The 17,534-nt window shown below is 49.5% G+C and carries 15 protein-coding genes; 1 reads left to right on the top strand and 14 read right to left on the bottom strand.

From position 1 onward, the window contains the following. Positions 1-186: 186 nt before the first annotated feature. The 7 genes from GF617_RS03215 to GF617_RS03185 all read right to left on the bottom strand — a co-directional run bounded on the left by GF617_RS03215 (position 187) and on the right by GF617_RS03185 (position 9,648). A complete protein-coding gene (locus GF617_RS03215; RefSeq protein ID WP_181621044.1) occupies positions 187-945 on the bottom strand; it encodes an amino acid ABC transporter ATP-binding protein in 759 nt (252 codons plus the stop codon). A gap of 7 nt (positions 946-952) precedes the next feature. Then, positions 953-2,056, bottom strand: coding sequence for an amino acid ABC transporter permease (locus tag GF617_RS03210; protein WP_203451031.1), 1,104 nt, complete (start codon positions 2,054-2,056; stop codon positions 953-955). Positions 2,057-2,065: 9 nt separating this feature from the next. Next, a complete protein-coding gene (locus GF617_RS03205; RefSeq protein WP_203451030.1) occupies positions 2,066-3,247 on the bottom strand; it encodes an amino acid ABC transporter permease in 1,182 nt (393 codons plus the stop codon). Positions 3,248-3,315: 68 nt separating this feature from the next. After that, positions 3,316-4,341 (bottom strand): amino acid ABC transporter substrate-binding protein, encoded by a 1,026-nt coding sequence (locus tag GF617_RS03200; RefSeq protein WP_181621041.1) that lies wholly within the window; start codon positions 4,339-4,341, stop codon positions 3,316-3,318. Between the two features lie 518 nt (positions 4,342-4,859). Beyond that, positions 4,860-5,081, bottom strand: a complete 222-nt coding sequence (locus GF617_RS03195) for a lipoprotein (protein WP_181621040.1) — start codon at positions 5,079-5,081, stop codon at positions 4,860-4,862. A 303-nt stretch (positions 5,082-5,384) separates the two neighbouring features. Further along, positions 5,385-8,498, bottom strand: coding sequence for an efflux RND transporter permease subunit (locus GF617_RS03190; protein WP_181621039.1), 3,114 nt, complete (start codon positions 8,496-8,498; stop codon positions 5,385-5,387). A gap of 4 nt (positions 8,499-8,502) precedes the next feature. Beyond that, on the bottom strand, positions 8,503-9,648 hold the full coding sequence (locus GF617_RS03185) for an efflux RND transporter periplasmic adaptor subunit (RefSeq protein ID WP_181621037.1): 1,146 nt from the start codon (positions 9,646-9,648) through the stop codon (positions 8,503-8,505). A gap of 393 nt (positions 9,649-10,041) precedes the next feature. On the opposite strand from GF617_RS03185, the gene envR reads away from it, so the two are divergent. Continuing rightward, entirely contained in the window at positions 10,042-10,689 is a 648-nt protein-coding gene (gene envR, locus GF617_RS03180) for an acrEF/envCD operon transcriptional regulator (protein WP_181621035.1), read from the top strand. On the opposite strand, the gene GF617_RS03175 is transcribed toward envR, so the two are convergent. The 7 genes from GF617_RS03175 to GF617_RS03145 form a co-directional block, all read right to left on the bottom strand. Continuing rightward, complete coding sequence (locus tag GF617_RS03175; protein ID WP_181621033.1) at positions 10,684-12,774, bottom strand: bifunctional diguanylate cyclase/phosphodiesterase; 2,091 nt, start codon at positions 12,772-12,774, stop codon at positions 10,684-10,686. The two genes, envR and GF617_RS03175, sit on opposite strands and share 6 nt — an antisense overlap. Positions 12,775-12,919: 145 nt before the next feature. Next, positions 12,920-13,084 (bottom strand): DUF2556 family protein, encoded by a 165-nt coding sequence (locus GF617_RS03170; protein ID WP_181621031.1) that lies wholly within the window; start codon positions 13,082-13,084, stop codon positions 12,920-12,922. A 179-nt stretch (positions 13,085-13,263) separates the two neighbouring features. Continuing rightward, positions 13,264-13,560: a DNA-binding transcriptional regulator Fis gene (fis, locus tag GF617_RS03165; protein WP_000462905.1), complete on the bottom strand. Its 297-nt coding sequence runs from the start codon at positions 13,558-13,560 to the stop codon at positions 13,264-13,266. Positions 13,561-13,583: 23 nt separating this feature from the next. Beyond that, on the bottom strand, positions 13,584-14,549 hold the full coding sequence (dusB, locus tag GF617_RS03160) for a tRNA dihydrouridine synthase DusB (RefSeq protein ID WP_181621030.1): 966 nt from the start codon (positions 14,547-14,549) through the stop codon (positions 13,584-13,586). Positions 14,550-14,938: 389 nt separating this feature from the next. Continuing rightward, complete coding sequence (gene prmA, locus GF617_RS03155) at positions 14,939-15,820, bottom strand: 50S ribosomal protein L11 methyltransferase (RefSeq protein WP_203451029.1); 882 nt, start codon at positions 15,818-15,820, stop codon at positions 14,939-14,941. An 11-nt stretch (positions 15,821-15,831) separates the two neighbouring features. Then, entirely contained in the window at positions 15,832-17,283 is a 1,452-nt protein-coding gene (panF, locus tag GF617_RS03150; RefSeq protein ID WP_181621026.1) for a sodium/pantothenate symporter, read from the bottom strand. Continuing rightward, entirely contained in the window at positions 17,273-17,515 is a 243-nt protein-coding gene (locus GF617_RS03145; RefSeq protein ID WP_181621025.1) for a YhdT family protein, read from the bottom strand. Before GF617_RS03145 ends, panF begins: the two co-directional genes overlap by 11 nt. Positions 17,516-17,534 lie beyond the last annotated feature (19 nt).

Here is a 17,534-nt window from a genome sequence, read left to right as displayed (position 1 = left end):
TGCCGAACTCAGAAGTGAAACGCCGTAGCGCCGATGGTAGTGTGGGGTCTCCCCATGTGAGAGTAGGGAACTGCCAGACATCAAATAAGTGAGAAGGCCATCCTTTCGGATGGCCTTTTTGCGTTTTTGCAATACAGAAATATCATCGTAGGCCCGGTAAGCGAACGCCTCCGGGCAACGAAATTATTAATGAATAACCTGCGACAGGAATGCTCGAGTACGTTCTGACTTAGGATGAGCAAAGAATTCGTCTGGCGGTGCTTGCTCAACAATTTCCCCGCGATCCATAAAGATCACCCGATCCGCTACCGTTCTGGCAAACCCCATCTCATGCGTCACACAGAGCATGGTCATCCCGGACTGTGCCAGTCCAATCATAGTATCCAGTACCTCTTTCACCATTTCCGGATCGAGGGCGGATGTAGGCTCATCAAACAGCATAATCTTTGGCTTCATGCATAATGAGCGAGCTATCGCTACACGCTGCTGTTGGCCGCCTGATATCTGGCCTGGAAACTTATTGGCATGTTCAGCAATTCGTACACGTTCCAGGTAGTGCATCGCCAGTGCTTCGGCTTCCTTTTTAGGCATTTTTTGAACCCAGATAGGCGCCAGCGTACAGTTCTGCAAAACGCTCAGATGTGGGAACAAGTTAAAATGCTGGAATACCATCCCAACTTCCTGACGTACGCGTTCGATATTACGAATATCCTCATTCAATTCGATACCATCGACAACAATACGTCCCTGCTGATGCTCCTCAAGGTGGTTAATACAGCGAATTGTTGTTGATTTCCCTGAACCTGAAGGCCCGCAAAGAACAATTCGCTCTCCTTGTTTTACCTTCAAATTGATATCTTTCAGTACGTGAAACTGTCCGTACCATTTATTGACGTTTTCCAGCGTAATCATCGCGTCGGCAGGTGTCATAGTAATCTGGCTCATAATATCCTCAGTGCGGTGTACGCCCGGTGTTAAAGCGCTTTTCCAGATGCTGGCTGTAGCGCGACATGCTAAAACAGAAAATCCAGTAAACGAGTGCAGCAAAGACATAACCTTCGGTCGACATGCCCAGCCAGACGGGATCCACGGTGGCTTGTTGCACACTGCTGAAGAGATCGAACAATCCGATAATAATCACCAGACTGGTGTCCTTGAAGAGTGCAATGATGGTATTCACTAATCCTGGAATGACTAACTTGAGTGCCTGCGGCAATATCACCAACCCTTGAGTTTTCCAGTAACCAAGTGCCAATGACTCGGCTGCTTCATACTGACCTTTAGGCAAGGCCTGAAGACCACCACGCACGACTTCGGCAACATAGGCGGACTGGAAAAGAATGACCCCGACAAGGGCACGGATCAGCTTATCGATCGTCGTACCTTCAGCCATAAACAAAGGCAACATAACGGAAGACATAAACAGAACCGTAATGAGCGGCACACCGCGCCAGAACTCGATAAAGATAACGGAAAGCACGCGTACGACTGGCATTTTTGACCGACGACCAAGTGCCAGCAAAATGCCCCATGGCAGTGCACCGGCTATTCCCACAGAGGCGATAATGAGCGTCAGTGTTAAGCCGCCCCACTGACGTGTTTCGACTCGCTCCAGTCCCAGGAAGCCTCCATACAGCAAAATCCACACAATAATCGGATAGGCAACAGCCCAACAGGCTATATAGCGCCCACGATATGGCAGCGTTTTCCAGAACATTGGTGTGATTGATAGCAGGCCGATAACCAGCGCCAGGTTGATCCGCCAACGTTGTTCGTGTGGGTACAATCCATACATGAATTGACCAAAACGTTCATGGATGAATACCCAGCATGCCCCGGCTTTTGTACAGTCGGCACGGGTTGAGCCTATCCAGTTGGCCTGCAAAAACGCCCAGTTTACTAACGGCGGGATCAGTTCCCATATTAGCCACAAACACACAATGGTGAGCAGGCTGTTACTCCAGCTGGAAAACAGATTTTTGCGCGCCCACACGATGAAACGCCCACCGCCAGATCTGGCAGGACGCGAAGGGTGAGACAATATCGCTTTTGTCATCATGGCTCCTTAGCGCTCAATCAATGCGATGCGACGGTTATAAATGTTCATCAACAATGAAATTGCCAGACTGATGATCAGATAGACAGACATTGTGATGGCGATGGTTTCAATCGCTTGCCCGGTCTGGTTAAGTACGGTTCCGGCGAACAGTGAGACCATATCGGGATAGCCAATGGCAGCTGCCAGTGATGAGTTTTTGACGATGTTGAGATACTGGCTGGTGAGTGGAGGAATAATGACGCGTAGCGCTTGCGGAATAATCACCTGGCGAAGCGTCACTGTATTTGGCAACCCCAGGGAGCGAGCTGCCTCATGCTGACCGTAAGGAACAGCCTGAATTCCCGAGCGGATAATTTCGGCAATAAATGCAGAGGTGTAGATCGATAGTGCCAGTGTAAGAGCCGCCAGCTCAGGGATAAGTACCATTCCACCCTGGAAATTGAAACCGCGTAAGTGCGGGATATCCCAGTGAAGGGCTGCGCCAAAAATCCAGTGGGTTAATAACGGTAAGCCAATGATAAGAGCTGCTGCTGTTGGCCATGTCTTACGAAGTTGGCCGGTTTTAATCTGATGTTTACGGTTATAACGAAAAACCCCTGCTGAAATGGTGAGATCAATGGCGATGGCAATGATAAACGCAAACAGTCCTTCAGCAATCTGAGGTGAGGGGATATATAGCCCGCGATTGCTCAGGTAAAAAAGGTCAAAAGCATCCACTGCCTGGCGTGGGCCTGGGAGGTTACGTAATACAGCGAAGTACCAAAAAAATATCTGTAGCAGTGGAGGAACATTACGAAACGTTTCGATGTAAATTGTCGACAGTTTTCTTAATAACCAGTTTTCAGATAACCGAGCCAGTCCGATGAAAAATCCGAGCACCGAAGCGAACACAATACAGAGCGCTGAGACTAACAGTGTATTCAGCAAACCGACCACGAATACGCGGCCGTAAGTATCTCCTTCCTGATAATCGATAAGGTGTTGGACAATACCAAAACCCGCACTGCGATCCAGGAACGCAAAGCCGGACGTAATGCCGCGATTACTCAGATTAGTAACGGTGTTGTGGATTAAATAAATGGCGACAGCCACAACGGCGACGATGGCAATAATCTGGAATAGCCAGGCGCGGACCGCAGGATGAGAAAAGGATAATGATCCTTTTACGGCAAAGCGGCGATGGGACATAAAGAAACCTCGGTAACCATGACTCTGGACTGGGCACTGCATGTGCAGTGCCCGTTACAGCTCGATACTTAACGTACTGGCGGTGCGTACTGAATGCCGCCGTTATTCCAGAGATTGTTCTGGCCACGTTTGATCTTCAGCGGGCTTTCCGATCCTACGTTGCGCTCAAAGATCTCAGAGTAGTTGCCAACCTGTTTGATGATGTTATAGGCCCACTTATTGTCCAGTTTAAGATCCTTGCCGAAATCACCTTCTTTACCCAGAAGGTGGGCCATATCAGGATTTGAAGGATTAGCTGTTTTTTCATCGACGTTTTTCGAGTTGATCCCCATTTCTTCGGCGTTCAACATGGCAAACAAGGTCCAGCGTACAATGGAGAACCAGTCTTCGTCGCCGCGGCGGACAACAGGGCCGAGAGGCTCTTTGGAAATTACTTCAGGTAATACAATCCACTCAGCAGGATTGCTCAATTTGATACGCAAGGCATACAGCTGAGACTGGTCTGATGCCAGCGTATCGCAGCGCCCGGATTCCAGTGCTTTTGCGGATTCGTCAGAGCGATCGAAGGTGACTGGCGTGTACTTCATCTTGTTCGCTTTAAAATAGTCAGCGACGTTCAGTTCTGTGTCTGTACCAGCCTGAATACAAACCGTCGCGCCATCCAGTTCTTTAGCGCTTTTCAGGCCAGCTTTGTTGTGGGTAAGAAAACCGATACCGTCATAGTAGGTGACACCGGTAAATGACATGCCCATACCAGCGTCACGAGAAGAGGTCCAGGTGGTATTGCGGGAGAGCATATCAACTTCACCAGATTGCAGTGCAGTGAAGCGTTCTTTCGCCGTCAACGGGGTATATTTTACTTTGCTGTCATCACCGAACACGGCTGCTGCAACACCACGGCACACATCAACATCAATACCGGTAAATTTGCCGTTGGCGTCGGCATAAGAGAAGCCAGGTAACCCGTCACTGATCCCGCACTGCACAAAGCCCTTCTTTTTTACGGCATCAAGTGTCGTGCCCGCGTGGGCCTGACTGGCTACAGCAAACAACACGCCCGCGGCGGCCAGGCTGGCTATCATCGTCTTTTTCATAATGCATCCTGTGTGGCGAAATTTATCGTTATAGAGGCGTTTTAAAACGCTTTGACCTGTCTGTGGCATTGGCCAACGTATATAAAGCAAACGTAATGCCAGGTTTTACGTTCAACAAAATAAGAGATAATTGAACGCATAATGCAGAGTGTAGACAGGGTTAAATAAATCGAGCGCCCCGAAATGGTGCGAAATGACAACCTGCGCCACAAATTAGAGCAAAAGTTTTCTGAAGTATTAGGCGAAAACAATAGATGATTTCGGACGTGAATATTGGCAGGGTATTTAATGTGATTAATATGTGAAAATCATCACAATGGAATGTAAAAACTAAATGGATACATAAAAAAGGTGTGATGGTAATCAGAATTGAATTATTCGTCAGGAATAATTCAGGGCTATTTTTTTACTTATCTGAAAATGCTGCACTATTTCAAAGCAACACCTATTTACAACAGCAGAAAGCAAAAGCGCGGGCAATGCCGCGCTTTCTGAAGTGTGAATTCACGCCCTGGACATTACTTGGTCAATGCGACGATACCTAATGTCAGGCCTGCGAGGGCAGCTGCACCACCGGCGATTGCACCTGCTGTTTCCCAGTTATCCTGGGTTGTGCCTTTCATGCAGGTGTTGGTATGAACAAGCCTGCCCTGATCGTCGTATACCGGTACACATGGAGAATCGTGCGCGCAACCAGCAAGCAGCGCAGCGAGAAGTGCAACGGAAATGAATCTTTTCATGATGTTACCTCAGTATTTTCTCTCATTCGCTTTAAAACCGGGAGAGCAATTAGCGAATCTGTGGCTATTTTACCATTGTGGTACGCCAGCGTTGCACGAGGAATAATCTCAAATTATGTGGATTGTAAAAATCGTGGAGGAAATCGGGATTGCAGATTAATTAGTGGAGAAAATATGAAGTTATGAGAATTTTCAATCAGACTTAATGTAAATACTGCTGGGTTTTATTTGTTATAGATAATCTCAATAACGGGTCGCGGTGGTCAAAATGAAAAGGCACGGTGAGTGCCTTTTCGTCATGTATTAATCCTGATGACGTGTAAACCGACGTCTGACAACCACAAAGAATACCGGCACGAAGAAAATGGCGAGAAGCGTTGCAGATAACATTCCCCCCATTACACCTGTCCCGACGGCATTTTGTGCTCCGCTGCCGGCACCACTGCTTATCACCAGTGGCATGACACCAAGAATAAATGCCAATGAAGTCATCAGGATTGGGCGAAGACGCATCCTTGATGCTTCCAGAGTGGCTTCGACAATGCCTTTGCCTTCTTTCTCCATCAGGTCCTTAGCAAACTCAACAATCAGGATGGCATTCTTGGCCGATAATCCGATTGTGGTGAGCAGACCGACCTGGAAATAAACGTCATTATTCAACCCGCGTAACGAGGCTGCGAGAAGTGCACCGATAACCCCTAAAGGCACGACCAGCATTACGGAGAACGGAATAGACCAGCTTTCATAAAGTGCAGCCAGACATAAGAACACCACCATCAGTGAAATGGCATACAGTGCGGGAGCCTGGTTGCCGGAGAGGCGTTCCTGGTAAGACATGCCTGTCCAGTCATATCCAATGCCTGAAGGCAGTTTTGATGCAAGGCTTTCCATCATCGCCATGGCCTCGCCGGTACTCTTACCTGGGGCGGATTCGCCGAGGATCTCCATGGATGGCATCCCATTGTAACGTTCCAGTCGCGGTGAACCTGAAACCCAGTGAGCGTTGCTAAAGGCAGAAAAAGGGACCATTTCACCGTTTGCACTGCGTACATAGAGTGTGTTGATGTCGCCAGGCAGCATACGGAAGCGGGCGTCGGCCTGAACATAGACTTTTTTCACTCGACCATGATCGATAAAGTCATTTACATAGGTTCCGCCTAATGACGTTGAGATCGTCTGATTAATATCAGACAGGCTCACACCCAGTGCTTGCGCCTTCTCTTGATCAACATCCAGTTTGAATTGTGGCGTATCCTCCAGACCGTTAGGACGTACACGGACCAGCAGGTCAGGATGATCTTTTACCATGCCAAGCAACTGATTTCTTGCTTGTGTAAGTTGTGTATGCCCCAGGTTCGCCTGGTCAATGAGTTCAAAATCAAACCCGGTTGCCGTTCCCAGTTCGATAATCGCGGGCAGATTAAACGGAAAGACTAAACCATCTTTTATCTGGCTAAACGCTTTCATCGCACGGCCTACAATTGCCTCAACACCGTTTTTACTACCAGGACGTTCTTCCCAGGGTTTTAGGCTCACAAAGGCGATACCTGAGTTTTGCCCCTGGCCGCTAAAGCTAAAACCGTTAACAGTGAAGACCGACTCAACATTCTCCTTTTCTTTGCTCAGATAATAATCCTGAACCTGATCGAGAACTTGCTGTGTACGTGTCTGCGTTGCCCCTGCGGGTAGCTGAACCATGGTCATAAATACACCCTGATCCTCTTCTGGCAGGAAGGAGGTTGGTAAACGCAGGAACAATACAGCCATGCCGCCAACGATAACCACATAGACCAGTAAGTAGCGACCCGTTTTACGTAAAATACCGCTGACGCTGTTGCTGTAATGGTTCACGCTCTTTTCAAAGAGGGCGTTGAACCAGCCAAAGAAGCCGCCTTTTTTGTCGTGATGTTCATTGGTAACGGGCTTAAGCAAGGTTGCACATAACGCTGGTGTCAGAATTAGGGCAACTAAAACAGACAGCGCCATGGCGGAAACAATCGTGAGTGAGAACTGGCGATAGATCGCGCCTGTCGACCCGCCAAAAAAGGCCATCGGGATAAATACGGCAGAGAGCACCATCGCGATACCGACCAGTGCGCCCTGAATTTGCTCCATGGACTTCTGCGTTGCCTCTTTTGGTGGCAGTTTATCTTCAACCATCACACGTTCGACGTTTTCGACAACCACAATGGCATCATCGACGAGCAGACCGATTGCCAGCACCATCCCAAACATCGTCAGGGTGTTGATGGAGAAACCAAACGCGGCCAACACGGCAAATGTCCCGAGCAGTACAACCGGAACTGCGATTGTGGGAATGAGCGTCGCACGCAGATTTTGCAGGAACAGGTACATCACTAGGAAGACGAGAATGATGGCTTCGAAGAGTGTTTTTACTACTTCATGAATCGAGATTTTCACAAAGGGAGTTGTATCGTACGGATAAACAACTTTCAGTCCCTGTGGGAAGAACGGTTGCAACTGGGCAAGTTTAGTTTTGATTGCTGCAGCGGTATCCAGTGCGTTAGCCCCTGTCGCCAGCTTAATCCCCAGCCCCGTTGCCGCCTGACCATTGATTTTGGTGACCATGTTGTAGTTTTCGCCACCCAGCTCAATGCGGGCCACATCCTTCAGATGCACCATAGAGCCGTCCTGGTTTACCTTTAGCGTCACACGGCCAAACTCTTCCGGTGTTTTTAAACGGGTCTGGGCAATGATAGAGGCGTTTAACTGCTGCCCAGGTACTGAAGGTGTCCCGCCCAACTGTCCTGCAGCAATCTGATTATTCTGCGTTTTTAGCTGGTTGATAACATCCAGCGGCGTTAACTGGTACTTATTCAACGCATTACTGTCGAGCCAGATACGCATCGCATATTGCGCACCAAATAATTGAACATCACCGACACCTGTTGTACGGCTGATAGCATCCTTGACGTTGGAGGCAACGTAATCGGAGATATCATCCTGCGTCAGATTTTTATTGTCCGACACAAAGCCTGCAACCAGCAGGAAGCTACTGCTGGATTTCTCCACGCCGATCCCCTGCTGCTGTACTTCCTGTGGCAGCAACGGCATGGCGAGCTGAAGCTTGTTCTGAACCTGAACCTGGGCGATATCCGGATCGGTTCCCGACTGGAAGGTGAGTGTTATGGTGACGCTACCGGATGCATCGCTGGTGGATGACATGTACATCAGGTTATCGATACCGTTCATGTTCTGTTCGATAACCTGTGTAACGGTATCCTGCACGGTTTGGGCATCAGCACCAGGATAGGTTGCCGTTACAGCCACAGCAGGCGGTGCAATGGTTGGATACTGGGCGACTGGTAGTTTCAGAATTGCCAGTCCACCGGCGATCATCAGGATGATGGCGAGCACCCACGCAAAAACGGGCCTTTGAATAAAGAAATTAGCCATATTCTCAACCCTTACTGGCTGTATTGGCTGATATATCCGGCGTTGCCACGACAATGGCCCCAGGGTGGACTTTCTGGAGACCACTGACAATGACACGCTCACCGTTCTTCAAACCTTCGGTAATCAGCCAGCGATCGCCAATGGCCTGCGCCGCAACCACGGTGCGTGACTCAACCTGGTTTTTTTCATTGACGACAAGCACGGTGGCATCACCGCGAGGTGTACGAGTAACGCCCTGCTGCGGAACCAGAATGGCATCAGGCTGCAGACCCTCGTCGATGCGAGCGCGTACGAACATACCTGGCAGTAACATGTGCTGAGGGTTTGGGAAGATCGCCCGAAGGGTGATAGAGCCAGTGCTTTCGTCTACCGTCACATCAGAAAATTGCAGCGTGCCTTTCAGCGGATAGGGCTGCCCGTTTTCCATTAGCAGTTCAACGGTACTGGTGCTTTCCCCTTTTTGCAGGCTCGACTGCTTCAGATGCATAAAATCCGTACTGGATTGTGTTACATCGACATATATTGGATCTAGCTGTTGTACGGTTGCCAGTGCCGTAGCCTGCCCGTTCGTGACCAACGCCCCTTCGGTGACACTGGATTTTCCAATACGTCCGTCGATAGGGGAGGTGACTTTGGTATAGGCAAGGTTGATTCGCGCACTTTCCACACCGGCCTGTGCGGCGATGACACCCGCCTCCGCTTGTTGAGCGGTCGCAACGGCCTGATCGTACTCTTGCTTACTGACATACTGCGTACCCACAAGAGGGATATAACGTTTCACCGTCAGGTGGGCAATATTCGCTGCCGCCTGGGCTTTCACCAGTTCACCTTTTGCGCTGTCATAGGCCGCTTGGTATGTTGCAGGGTCAATTTGATAAAGGGATTCACCTGCTTTCACATCACTCCCTTCCGTAAAATTGCGGCGCAGAACGATTCCGTTAACCTGAGGACGCACTTCTGCTACGCGAAAAGCATCTGTTCTGCCGGGTAATTCTGTTGTCACCGCCAGTGGTGCACTTTTCACTATGTGGACTGTGACCTGAGGAGCCTGGGCATGTTGTTGCTGGTTTTCCTGTCCATCGCATCCGCTGAGTAGTGCGGCACAGACAATAAAACCGGATAAGGGTAAGAGCCTGAAATGAATTGTCATTACTGTTCCTTTAAATACCAATTAACCGATAATTGCCGTGAATCGGTGAGAAATTGATGAGCAAGAAGACCAAAAAGTGCCGCGTATAATAATGAGAGTATTTAATATTCTTTAATTTATAAGTGCGGAGGTAAGGTCAGTGCATAAAAATCAGAATCAAGCCCAGTATAATCAGCAACACAATTCTGGCAAAGTAACGGCGCAAATGTGTTTTTAGTAACGTAATTTATTTGTTTGGTGAATTTGATTTGCATAATTATTTGTCGTTATTATGAATATGACCGCTGACTTTTTTTGTACATCATTAATTCTGATTATGGTGAATACTTCTTATAAAACCATTTCGGTGATTCCAGGTAGTGTCACAATCCTATGAGTAGTGAGTAACAATTTATGGTGCGCAGGAAGAAAGAAGAGGCACAACAGACTCGGCAGTCGTTGATTGAAGCGGCTATTGGACAATTTGCTACGCGAGGGGTGGCAAATACGACGCTTACCGATATTGCTGATGCCGCGAACGTAACACGTGGTGCGGTATACTGGCACTTTTCCAGTAAAGCAGAGATATTTAATGCAATATGGGAACAGCAAATGCCACTACGTGACATGATTAGCGATCGTTTGTTACTTTCGGCAGGAGATGATCCCTTATTAATGCTTCGTGAGCAATTTATAACGGCATTGCAATATATCGCTCATGAACCACGGCAGTGTGCACTTTTACAAATTCTGTATCATAAGTGTGAATTTAATAATGATATGGTTTCAGAGTGTGAAATTCGGAAACGTATTGGTATTAGTGATGATTATCTTCGTAAAACACTCGAGTTGTGCATTTCAAAAAAAGTTATCTCATCACACGTGAACATTGATCTTGCGTTGATCGTCTTTCATGGATTCTTTAGCGGATTAATTAAAAACTGGTTAATGAATCGCGACAGTTTTAACCTTTACCAGCAGGCTCCTGCATTGGTGGATAACATCCTGACGACACTGCATATTACGCGAATGCCGTATGTGACTTATGATGCCGCGTCATAACGGCATGTCATGTTTATATGCCGGTATTTCTCCGCGAAGGCAAAGCTCTTCGACGGTTTGAGCAGTAACCGGTTTGCCTAACAGATATCCTTGCAGTGTATTACAACCCAACTCAGTGAGAAATTCCTGCTGTGCTTCGGTTTCAACCCCCTCAGCAACCACTTTCAGATTTAACGTTTTTGCCAGCGCGACAATAGCTGAGACAATTGTGGCATCATCGCTTTCTCCGCTTAACTCCTTAACAAAAGCACGATCGATTTTGAGTTCGCAGGCAGGGAGTCGTTTGAGATACAACAAACTGGAATACCCCGTACCAAAGTCATCGATTGACGCTTTCACGCCTGCATCAGTCAGTTCAGTGAGGACGCGTACGCTTTCATCAGGATTGCTCATCGCTGTGGTTTCAGTCACTTCAAGGATCAGCATTTCGGGTGGCACATTGTGGCGTGCCAGGCAGTCAAGAACTGACTTAACCAGCGACGGTTGCTCGAACTGCAATGTTGATAAGTTGACGGCCATTGACCAGTCATGATGCCCCTGAATATGCCATTCACGTAGCTGGCGGCAGGCTTCATTTATCACCCAGTTACCGATAGGAATGATCAGCCCTGTTTTTTCAGCCAGGGGCAGGAACATATCCGGAGTGAGTAAACCTTGTTTTGGATGCTGCCAGCGAAGCAGTGCTTCGAAACCGAGAATCGGGCCTGCTGGTGCGTGGAATTTCGGCTGATAGAGCAGACGTAATTCATTACGATCAATCGCCAGCCACAGATCATTCATTAACTGTAAATGTGTCTGCGCCAGTGTGTTCATCGAGGGCTGGAAAAAGTGATAGCCGTTTCGGCCCATATGTTTGGTGTGATACATCGCAGCATCTGCGTTAAACATCAGTTCACGATCGTTCTGACCATCATGAGGGTAGAGTGCGATGCCGATACTGAGGGTGACGACCAGTTCATAAGGATCCAGATTGAAGGGACTATCAATCGCACGTACCAGCGAGTTTGCCAGCGAGGCGGCATCATCAGGGCCTCCAATTTCGGCCAACATAACGAACTCATCGCCACCGATACGTGCAAGCGTGTATTGGCCTTTCAAGGGCTGTAATAAGCGCTGAGTCACAGCGACTAACAACTTATCCCCGACGTCATGCCCATAGGCATCGTTGATCGTTTTGAAGCCATCAAGATCCATAAACATCAGGGCGAAATGTGTCCCTTCACGATCAGCCTTGCTGATGGCCTGATCGAGTCGGTCTTCCAGCAGAATCCGGTTTGGCAGCCGGGTCAGGGTATCGTGTAGCGCCAGTTGTGCCAGCTCGCGGTTGGCCTCAGCGAGAGAAGAGGCCAGCAAAGAGGTTCTCGCCTGCAGGCGGGCATCCAGCATAGAGACGAGCAACGTAATACCCAGAATGGACAGTGCAACGACGCTCACCAGCACAGCCAGCCAACTGCCGTTAATACCATCGTGATGCATCATGGTGGCGGTCGGGAACTGTGCGGCCTTCATGCCTGCGTAGTGCATACCCGCAATGGCTATCCCCATTGTGATAGCCGCACCCAGACGCATCAGTGCTACCTGAGCGGCTTCATGCCGCAGGCGAAATGTCAGCCATAGTGCAGCAAGTGAGGCAGCGAGAGCAATCAGCACGGAAATAGCCACCCAGGTTTTATCCCATACAATCCCTGGAGTGGTTTCCAGCGCGGCCATACCGGTGTAATGCATGGCGACGATACCCATTCCCATCACCAGTGCGCCGGGCAGAAGCCGGCGCAAACGAAGCTTCTCACAACTGACGAGCCAAAGCGCAAACAATGACGAACCAATAGCAATCGCCATTGAGAGTAGAGTCAGTCCAGGGCTATAGCTCATGCTCATAGACAACTCCATTGCCAGCATGCCGATGAAATGCATCGCCCACACACCGATCCCCATGGCAACGCCACCTCCAGCTAGCCAGATGCGAGCAGAAACGCCCTGGCTTCCGGCAACGCGTGCAGCCATGTTCAGTGCTGTATAGGCAGCAAGGATAGCGACGACAAAGGAGAGGACGACGAGGATTTGGTTGTATTGGCTAACCAGCATGGTGTGTTCAACTCATTCTCAGTGCAGCATGATGCAATGGCAGATGGGAAGGGCTGAGACATTATCATCGTCACGATATGACGAAAAGGGATTTAAGTCCCTGTTTTTATCAAGGAGATAGGAGGATCTTCGTGCGATTTTTGGGTCAATCGAGATCTGAGCAATTTACCAGTTTGAGAGGATTCACGGAGTTCATGTTGCGGCACTTATCCGTCTCGGTGGAAAGCAGTTCAATCCACTGCATCAGTAGTGCGTCAAAAATAAAAACCGACACAGCAAACACAACCAGCCACCAGTATTTACGTATCATTGCGCCATTCCAGGAGAAGAGAATCAGTAGGGTGGTGGAAATATACACGAAAAGCAGAGGTTTAAAAGCGAGAGCAAAGAAGGTTTACAAACCCTTGACGCTACGCGTTGAAGGCAATAAAAAAGGCGCTTCCCCATGCCGAGTAGCGCCTTTTTAAACAAGCATTTCGCTAATCGAAATTAGTTCATGCCGTATTTTTTCAGTTTCTTACGCAGAGTACCACGGTTGATACCCATCATCAGCGCAGCGCGGGTTTGGTTACCGCGGGTGTATTGCATCACCATGTCCAACAGTGGCTGTTCAACTTCAGCCAATACCAGCTCATACAGGTCATTAACATCCTGACCATTCAGTTGAGCAAAATAGTTCTTCAGTGCCTGTTTAACCGAGTCACGCAGGGGCTTTTGAGTTACCTGGTCCTGAGAGTTAACGGTGGAAACGGTCAGTACGTCAGAATTTACGCGTTGTTCGAACATAGTTCTGTCAGCTCTTTATTTCATTACGCAAGATTTTCGAAGTATGCCTCCAACGCCTCCAGCTGTACGCTGGCATCCTCTATGGCGTTGAATGTGCGCCGAAACTGGTCATTTGGAGCGTGCTCCTGGAGATACCAGGAGACGTGTTTACGCGCAATTCGGTACCCTTTTGCCTGACCATAAAAGTCATGCAATTCCCGAACGTGCGAACAAAGCAAGCGCTTAACCTCTGCCAGTGGCAGTGGGGCAAGCAGCTCCCCAGTGTCCAGATAATGCTGGATTTCCCGAAAGATCCAGGGTCTTCCCTGAGCTGCACGTCCTATCATCAGAGCATCAGCTCCCGTATAGTCGAGCACAGCTCTGGCTTTAAGCGGGTCAGTAATGTCACCATTCGCGATAACCGGAATGGAAACTTTCTGCTTAACTACCCGAATGCTGTCGTATTCAGCTTCACCATTGAACAAACAGGCGCGAGTGCGTCCATGAATGGTCAGGGCCTGAATGCCACAGTCTTCGGCCAGTTGGGCAATCTCTACACAGTTACGGTGTTCCGGCGACCAACCCGTGCGAATCTTCAACGTAACAGGAACGTCCACCGCACTCACAACCGCCGTCAGGATAGATTTCACCTGGTCGGGGTATTGCAGAAGGGCTGAACCTGCAAGCTTGCGATTCACTTTCTTGGCCGGGCAACCCATATTGATATCAATAATTTGGGCACCACTTTCCACGTTGATACGCGCGGCATCTGCCATTTCTTCAGGTACGCTTCCGGCAATTTGCACGGTACGAATACCTGGTTCATCAATGTGCACCATCCGCAGACGGGATTTATCGCTTTCCCACACCTGTGGGTTAGACGACATCATCTCGGAAACGGTTAACCCGGCTCCCATCTCGTAGCACAACGTCCTGAACGGCCGGTCGGTAATACCTGCCATAGGCGCTGCGATCAGGCGATTTCTGAGCTGGTGGTGTCCGATGCGCATGAGTTAAGAAATGACCATACTGTGACTGCAAGGCGGCGTATATTACGCATTTTTCGCACGAGATGAAAGGCCAAACTTTGAACAATCCACTGTTGTAGATCATGGAATAGCCGCTCAGCGTGCATTGAGGAAATTATTAATGATTTAAATCATTATGTTATGTGTTTATGGTTATTTTGTGGACGCTTACAAATTCCCGTAACTTCTCATCATTTCTGAATAAATGAATCACTTGTTCGGGATAATCTGCTGTTTTTAGCAGCAGATTATCGGCCTTCTTTGCGATCTGTATCGCATTTTAGAACATGATCATTCTGCATGAGGTGAGGTTATTTTGAACGGTTCGTACGGGTTAAGACGGCGTGACCGCTGTGGTCACGCCAGAGAATTTACTTCTTACGACCCGTGATGCGACACCACTCTTCCTTCTCGACGACGGGATCAAGCGCAAAGAGATCGGCATAAGCGTCACAGACACTCTCGGCCTGACTGGCCAGGATTCCAGAAAGACCCAGTAAACCGCCTTCAACGGGCAGTACGCTGATTAATGGTGCGAGTTCACGTAATGGGCCAGCCAGGATGTTAGCGACCACGACGTCGGCTTTCATGACCTCTGGCTGAGCATCGGGCAGATACAGCTCAAGACGATCGGAGACACCGTTACGTTGGGCATTATCACGGCTGGCCTGAATGGCTTGTGGATCGATATCGATCCCGATGGCTTTGGATGCCCCCAGCTTCAGTGCCGCAATGGCGAGGATCCCTGAGCCGCAACCAAAGTCGATCACCGTTTTACCTTCCAGATCCAGGCCATCCAGCCACTGTAGACACAGTGAGGTCGTTGGGTGCGTACCCGTACCAAACGCCAGACCAGGGTCAAGCATTACGTTGACCGCGTTTTCATCTGGCACGGCGCGCCAGCTTGGACAGATCCACAGGCGCTTACCGAATTGCATCGGATGGAAGTTGTCCATCCACTCGCGTTCCCAGTCTTTGTCTTCCAGTTGCTCAATTTTATGTGCAAACCCGACGCCCAGCAGAGGATGATTCTCCAGAATCGCCACCACTTCTTTCATGTCGGTTTCTGCATCAAACAGGCCGATAACATCAGTATCGCCCCACAGGCGCGTTTCACCTGGCAGAGGCTCAAACACCGGGGTGTCATGTGTGTCCTGGAAGGTGATAGAAACCGAACCCGCTTCCATCAATGCATCACTCAGGTCTTCGGCGTTTGCGCCGGTTGTATTCAGTTTTAATTGGATCCACGGCATGGCAAAACTCTTTATTTATCAGTAGAAATTACAGCGGCCTGCGGGACGGGCTGACCGAAACGGTTCCCCACCACAAACGCCAGCAAACTTAACAGTAACGAAGGCACTATCGGATGGAAGCCCAGATACTGAATTTTAAATGTCGCAAGAAGGGCGTAAAGCACACCGCCTACAATCATACCGCTCAATGCGCCAGCGGCGTTTGCACGCTCCCAGTACAGCCCAAGCACCAGCGGCCACAGGAACACGGCCTCCAGGCCGCCAAAGGCGAGCAGGTTTAGCCAGATGATCATCTCTGGTGGACGCCAGGCCGCGAGCATCATCAGTACGCCCAGGATTAGCGTGGTCCACGTTGAGATTCGCTTCAGGCGATGCTCATTGTGTAGTTTAGTCGGCTGCGAGCTGAGCCACAGATCTTTGACGAGTGTGGCTGAGGCCTGCAATAAATGCGCATTGACGTTCGACATAATGGCCGCCATTGGCGCAGCAAGGAACAAGCCCGCTGCCCACGGTGGGAGCACCTGAACCATCAACGTGGGGATCACCTGATCCGGAACGGTGAGATGCGGCAACACGGCGCGACCCAGTGCACCAGCCAGATGCATCCCCAGCATTAACAGCGACACCACAATGGTCCCGATGATGATGCCCCGATGGACGGCTTTACTGTCTTTATAGGAAATACAGCGCACGGCAGTGTGGGGTAAACCAATGACGCCAAAACAGACCAGCACCCAGAATGAGGTCATAAAGGTTGGCGTAAGGATGTCATCAGCCCCGTGAGGGCTCACCAGTTTTGGATCGATCTGCTCCAGCGTTTGTACCGCATTATGCAGGCCACCCGCAGCGTAAATAACGCCGACTAACAAAACCAGCGTGCCGATCAGCATCACCATGCCTTGCATCGTGTCATTCAGGACGCTGGCGCGAAATCCTCCAAACGCGGTGTAGAGCGCAATAGTGATCCCGAAAATGAGCAGTCCGGTTTCATATTTAATACCGGCCGCGGTTTCCAGCAAACGTGCACCGCCAATAAACTGAACGGCAATTGCCCCGACAAACGCAACCAGCAGACTGACGCTGGCGATCCAGACGACGGCACGATTCTGATAGCGCGCTTGCAGCATGTCATTGAGCGTGATGGCGTTATAACGCCTGGCGAGTATGGCAAACTTTTTGCCCAGAATACCGAGTGACAGCCAGATCGTAGGAACCTGGATCATCGCCAGCAATACCCAGCCCAGACCATATTTATAGGCAGCACCCGGGCCACCAATAAACGAGCTGGCGCTGATGTACGTTGCTGTGAGCGTCATTGCCAGGACGAAACCGCCCATTGAACGGCTTCCCAGGAAATACTCACTGAGGAAAGAGCCGGTGCTACGTTTGCGCATGGCATAAGCTGAAAGGCCAAACACGATGATCAGGTAGATCACCAGCACGGCGATAATTTCAGTTTGCATCGTTATCCTCCAGCGAAATATCCCGGAAGACAAATCGAACCATGAGCCAGCACAGCAGAATAAAAACCAGTGGCATTAGCAGGCAGGCCATTTCGAACCAGTGTGGCAAGCCAGTAAAACCGGTCGATGAATCTGGTAAGTAAGCAGTCACTAACCATGCAATAAGATAAAGAAGGGTCAGCCACAGCGCCCAGCGCGCTTCTTTATGGGCCTGAACAAAACGCGTGTCCATTTTTTGTCCCTTGTGGATG

The organism is Lelliottia sp. RWM.1 (assembly GCF_016859735.1).
Taxonomy (GTDB): Bacteria; Pseudomonadota; Gammaproteobacteria; order Enterobacterales; family Enterobacteriaceae; genus Enterobacter.
Note: the sequence above shows the minus strand (reverse complement) of the source record. Positions and strands in the feature narration are given on the sequence as shown.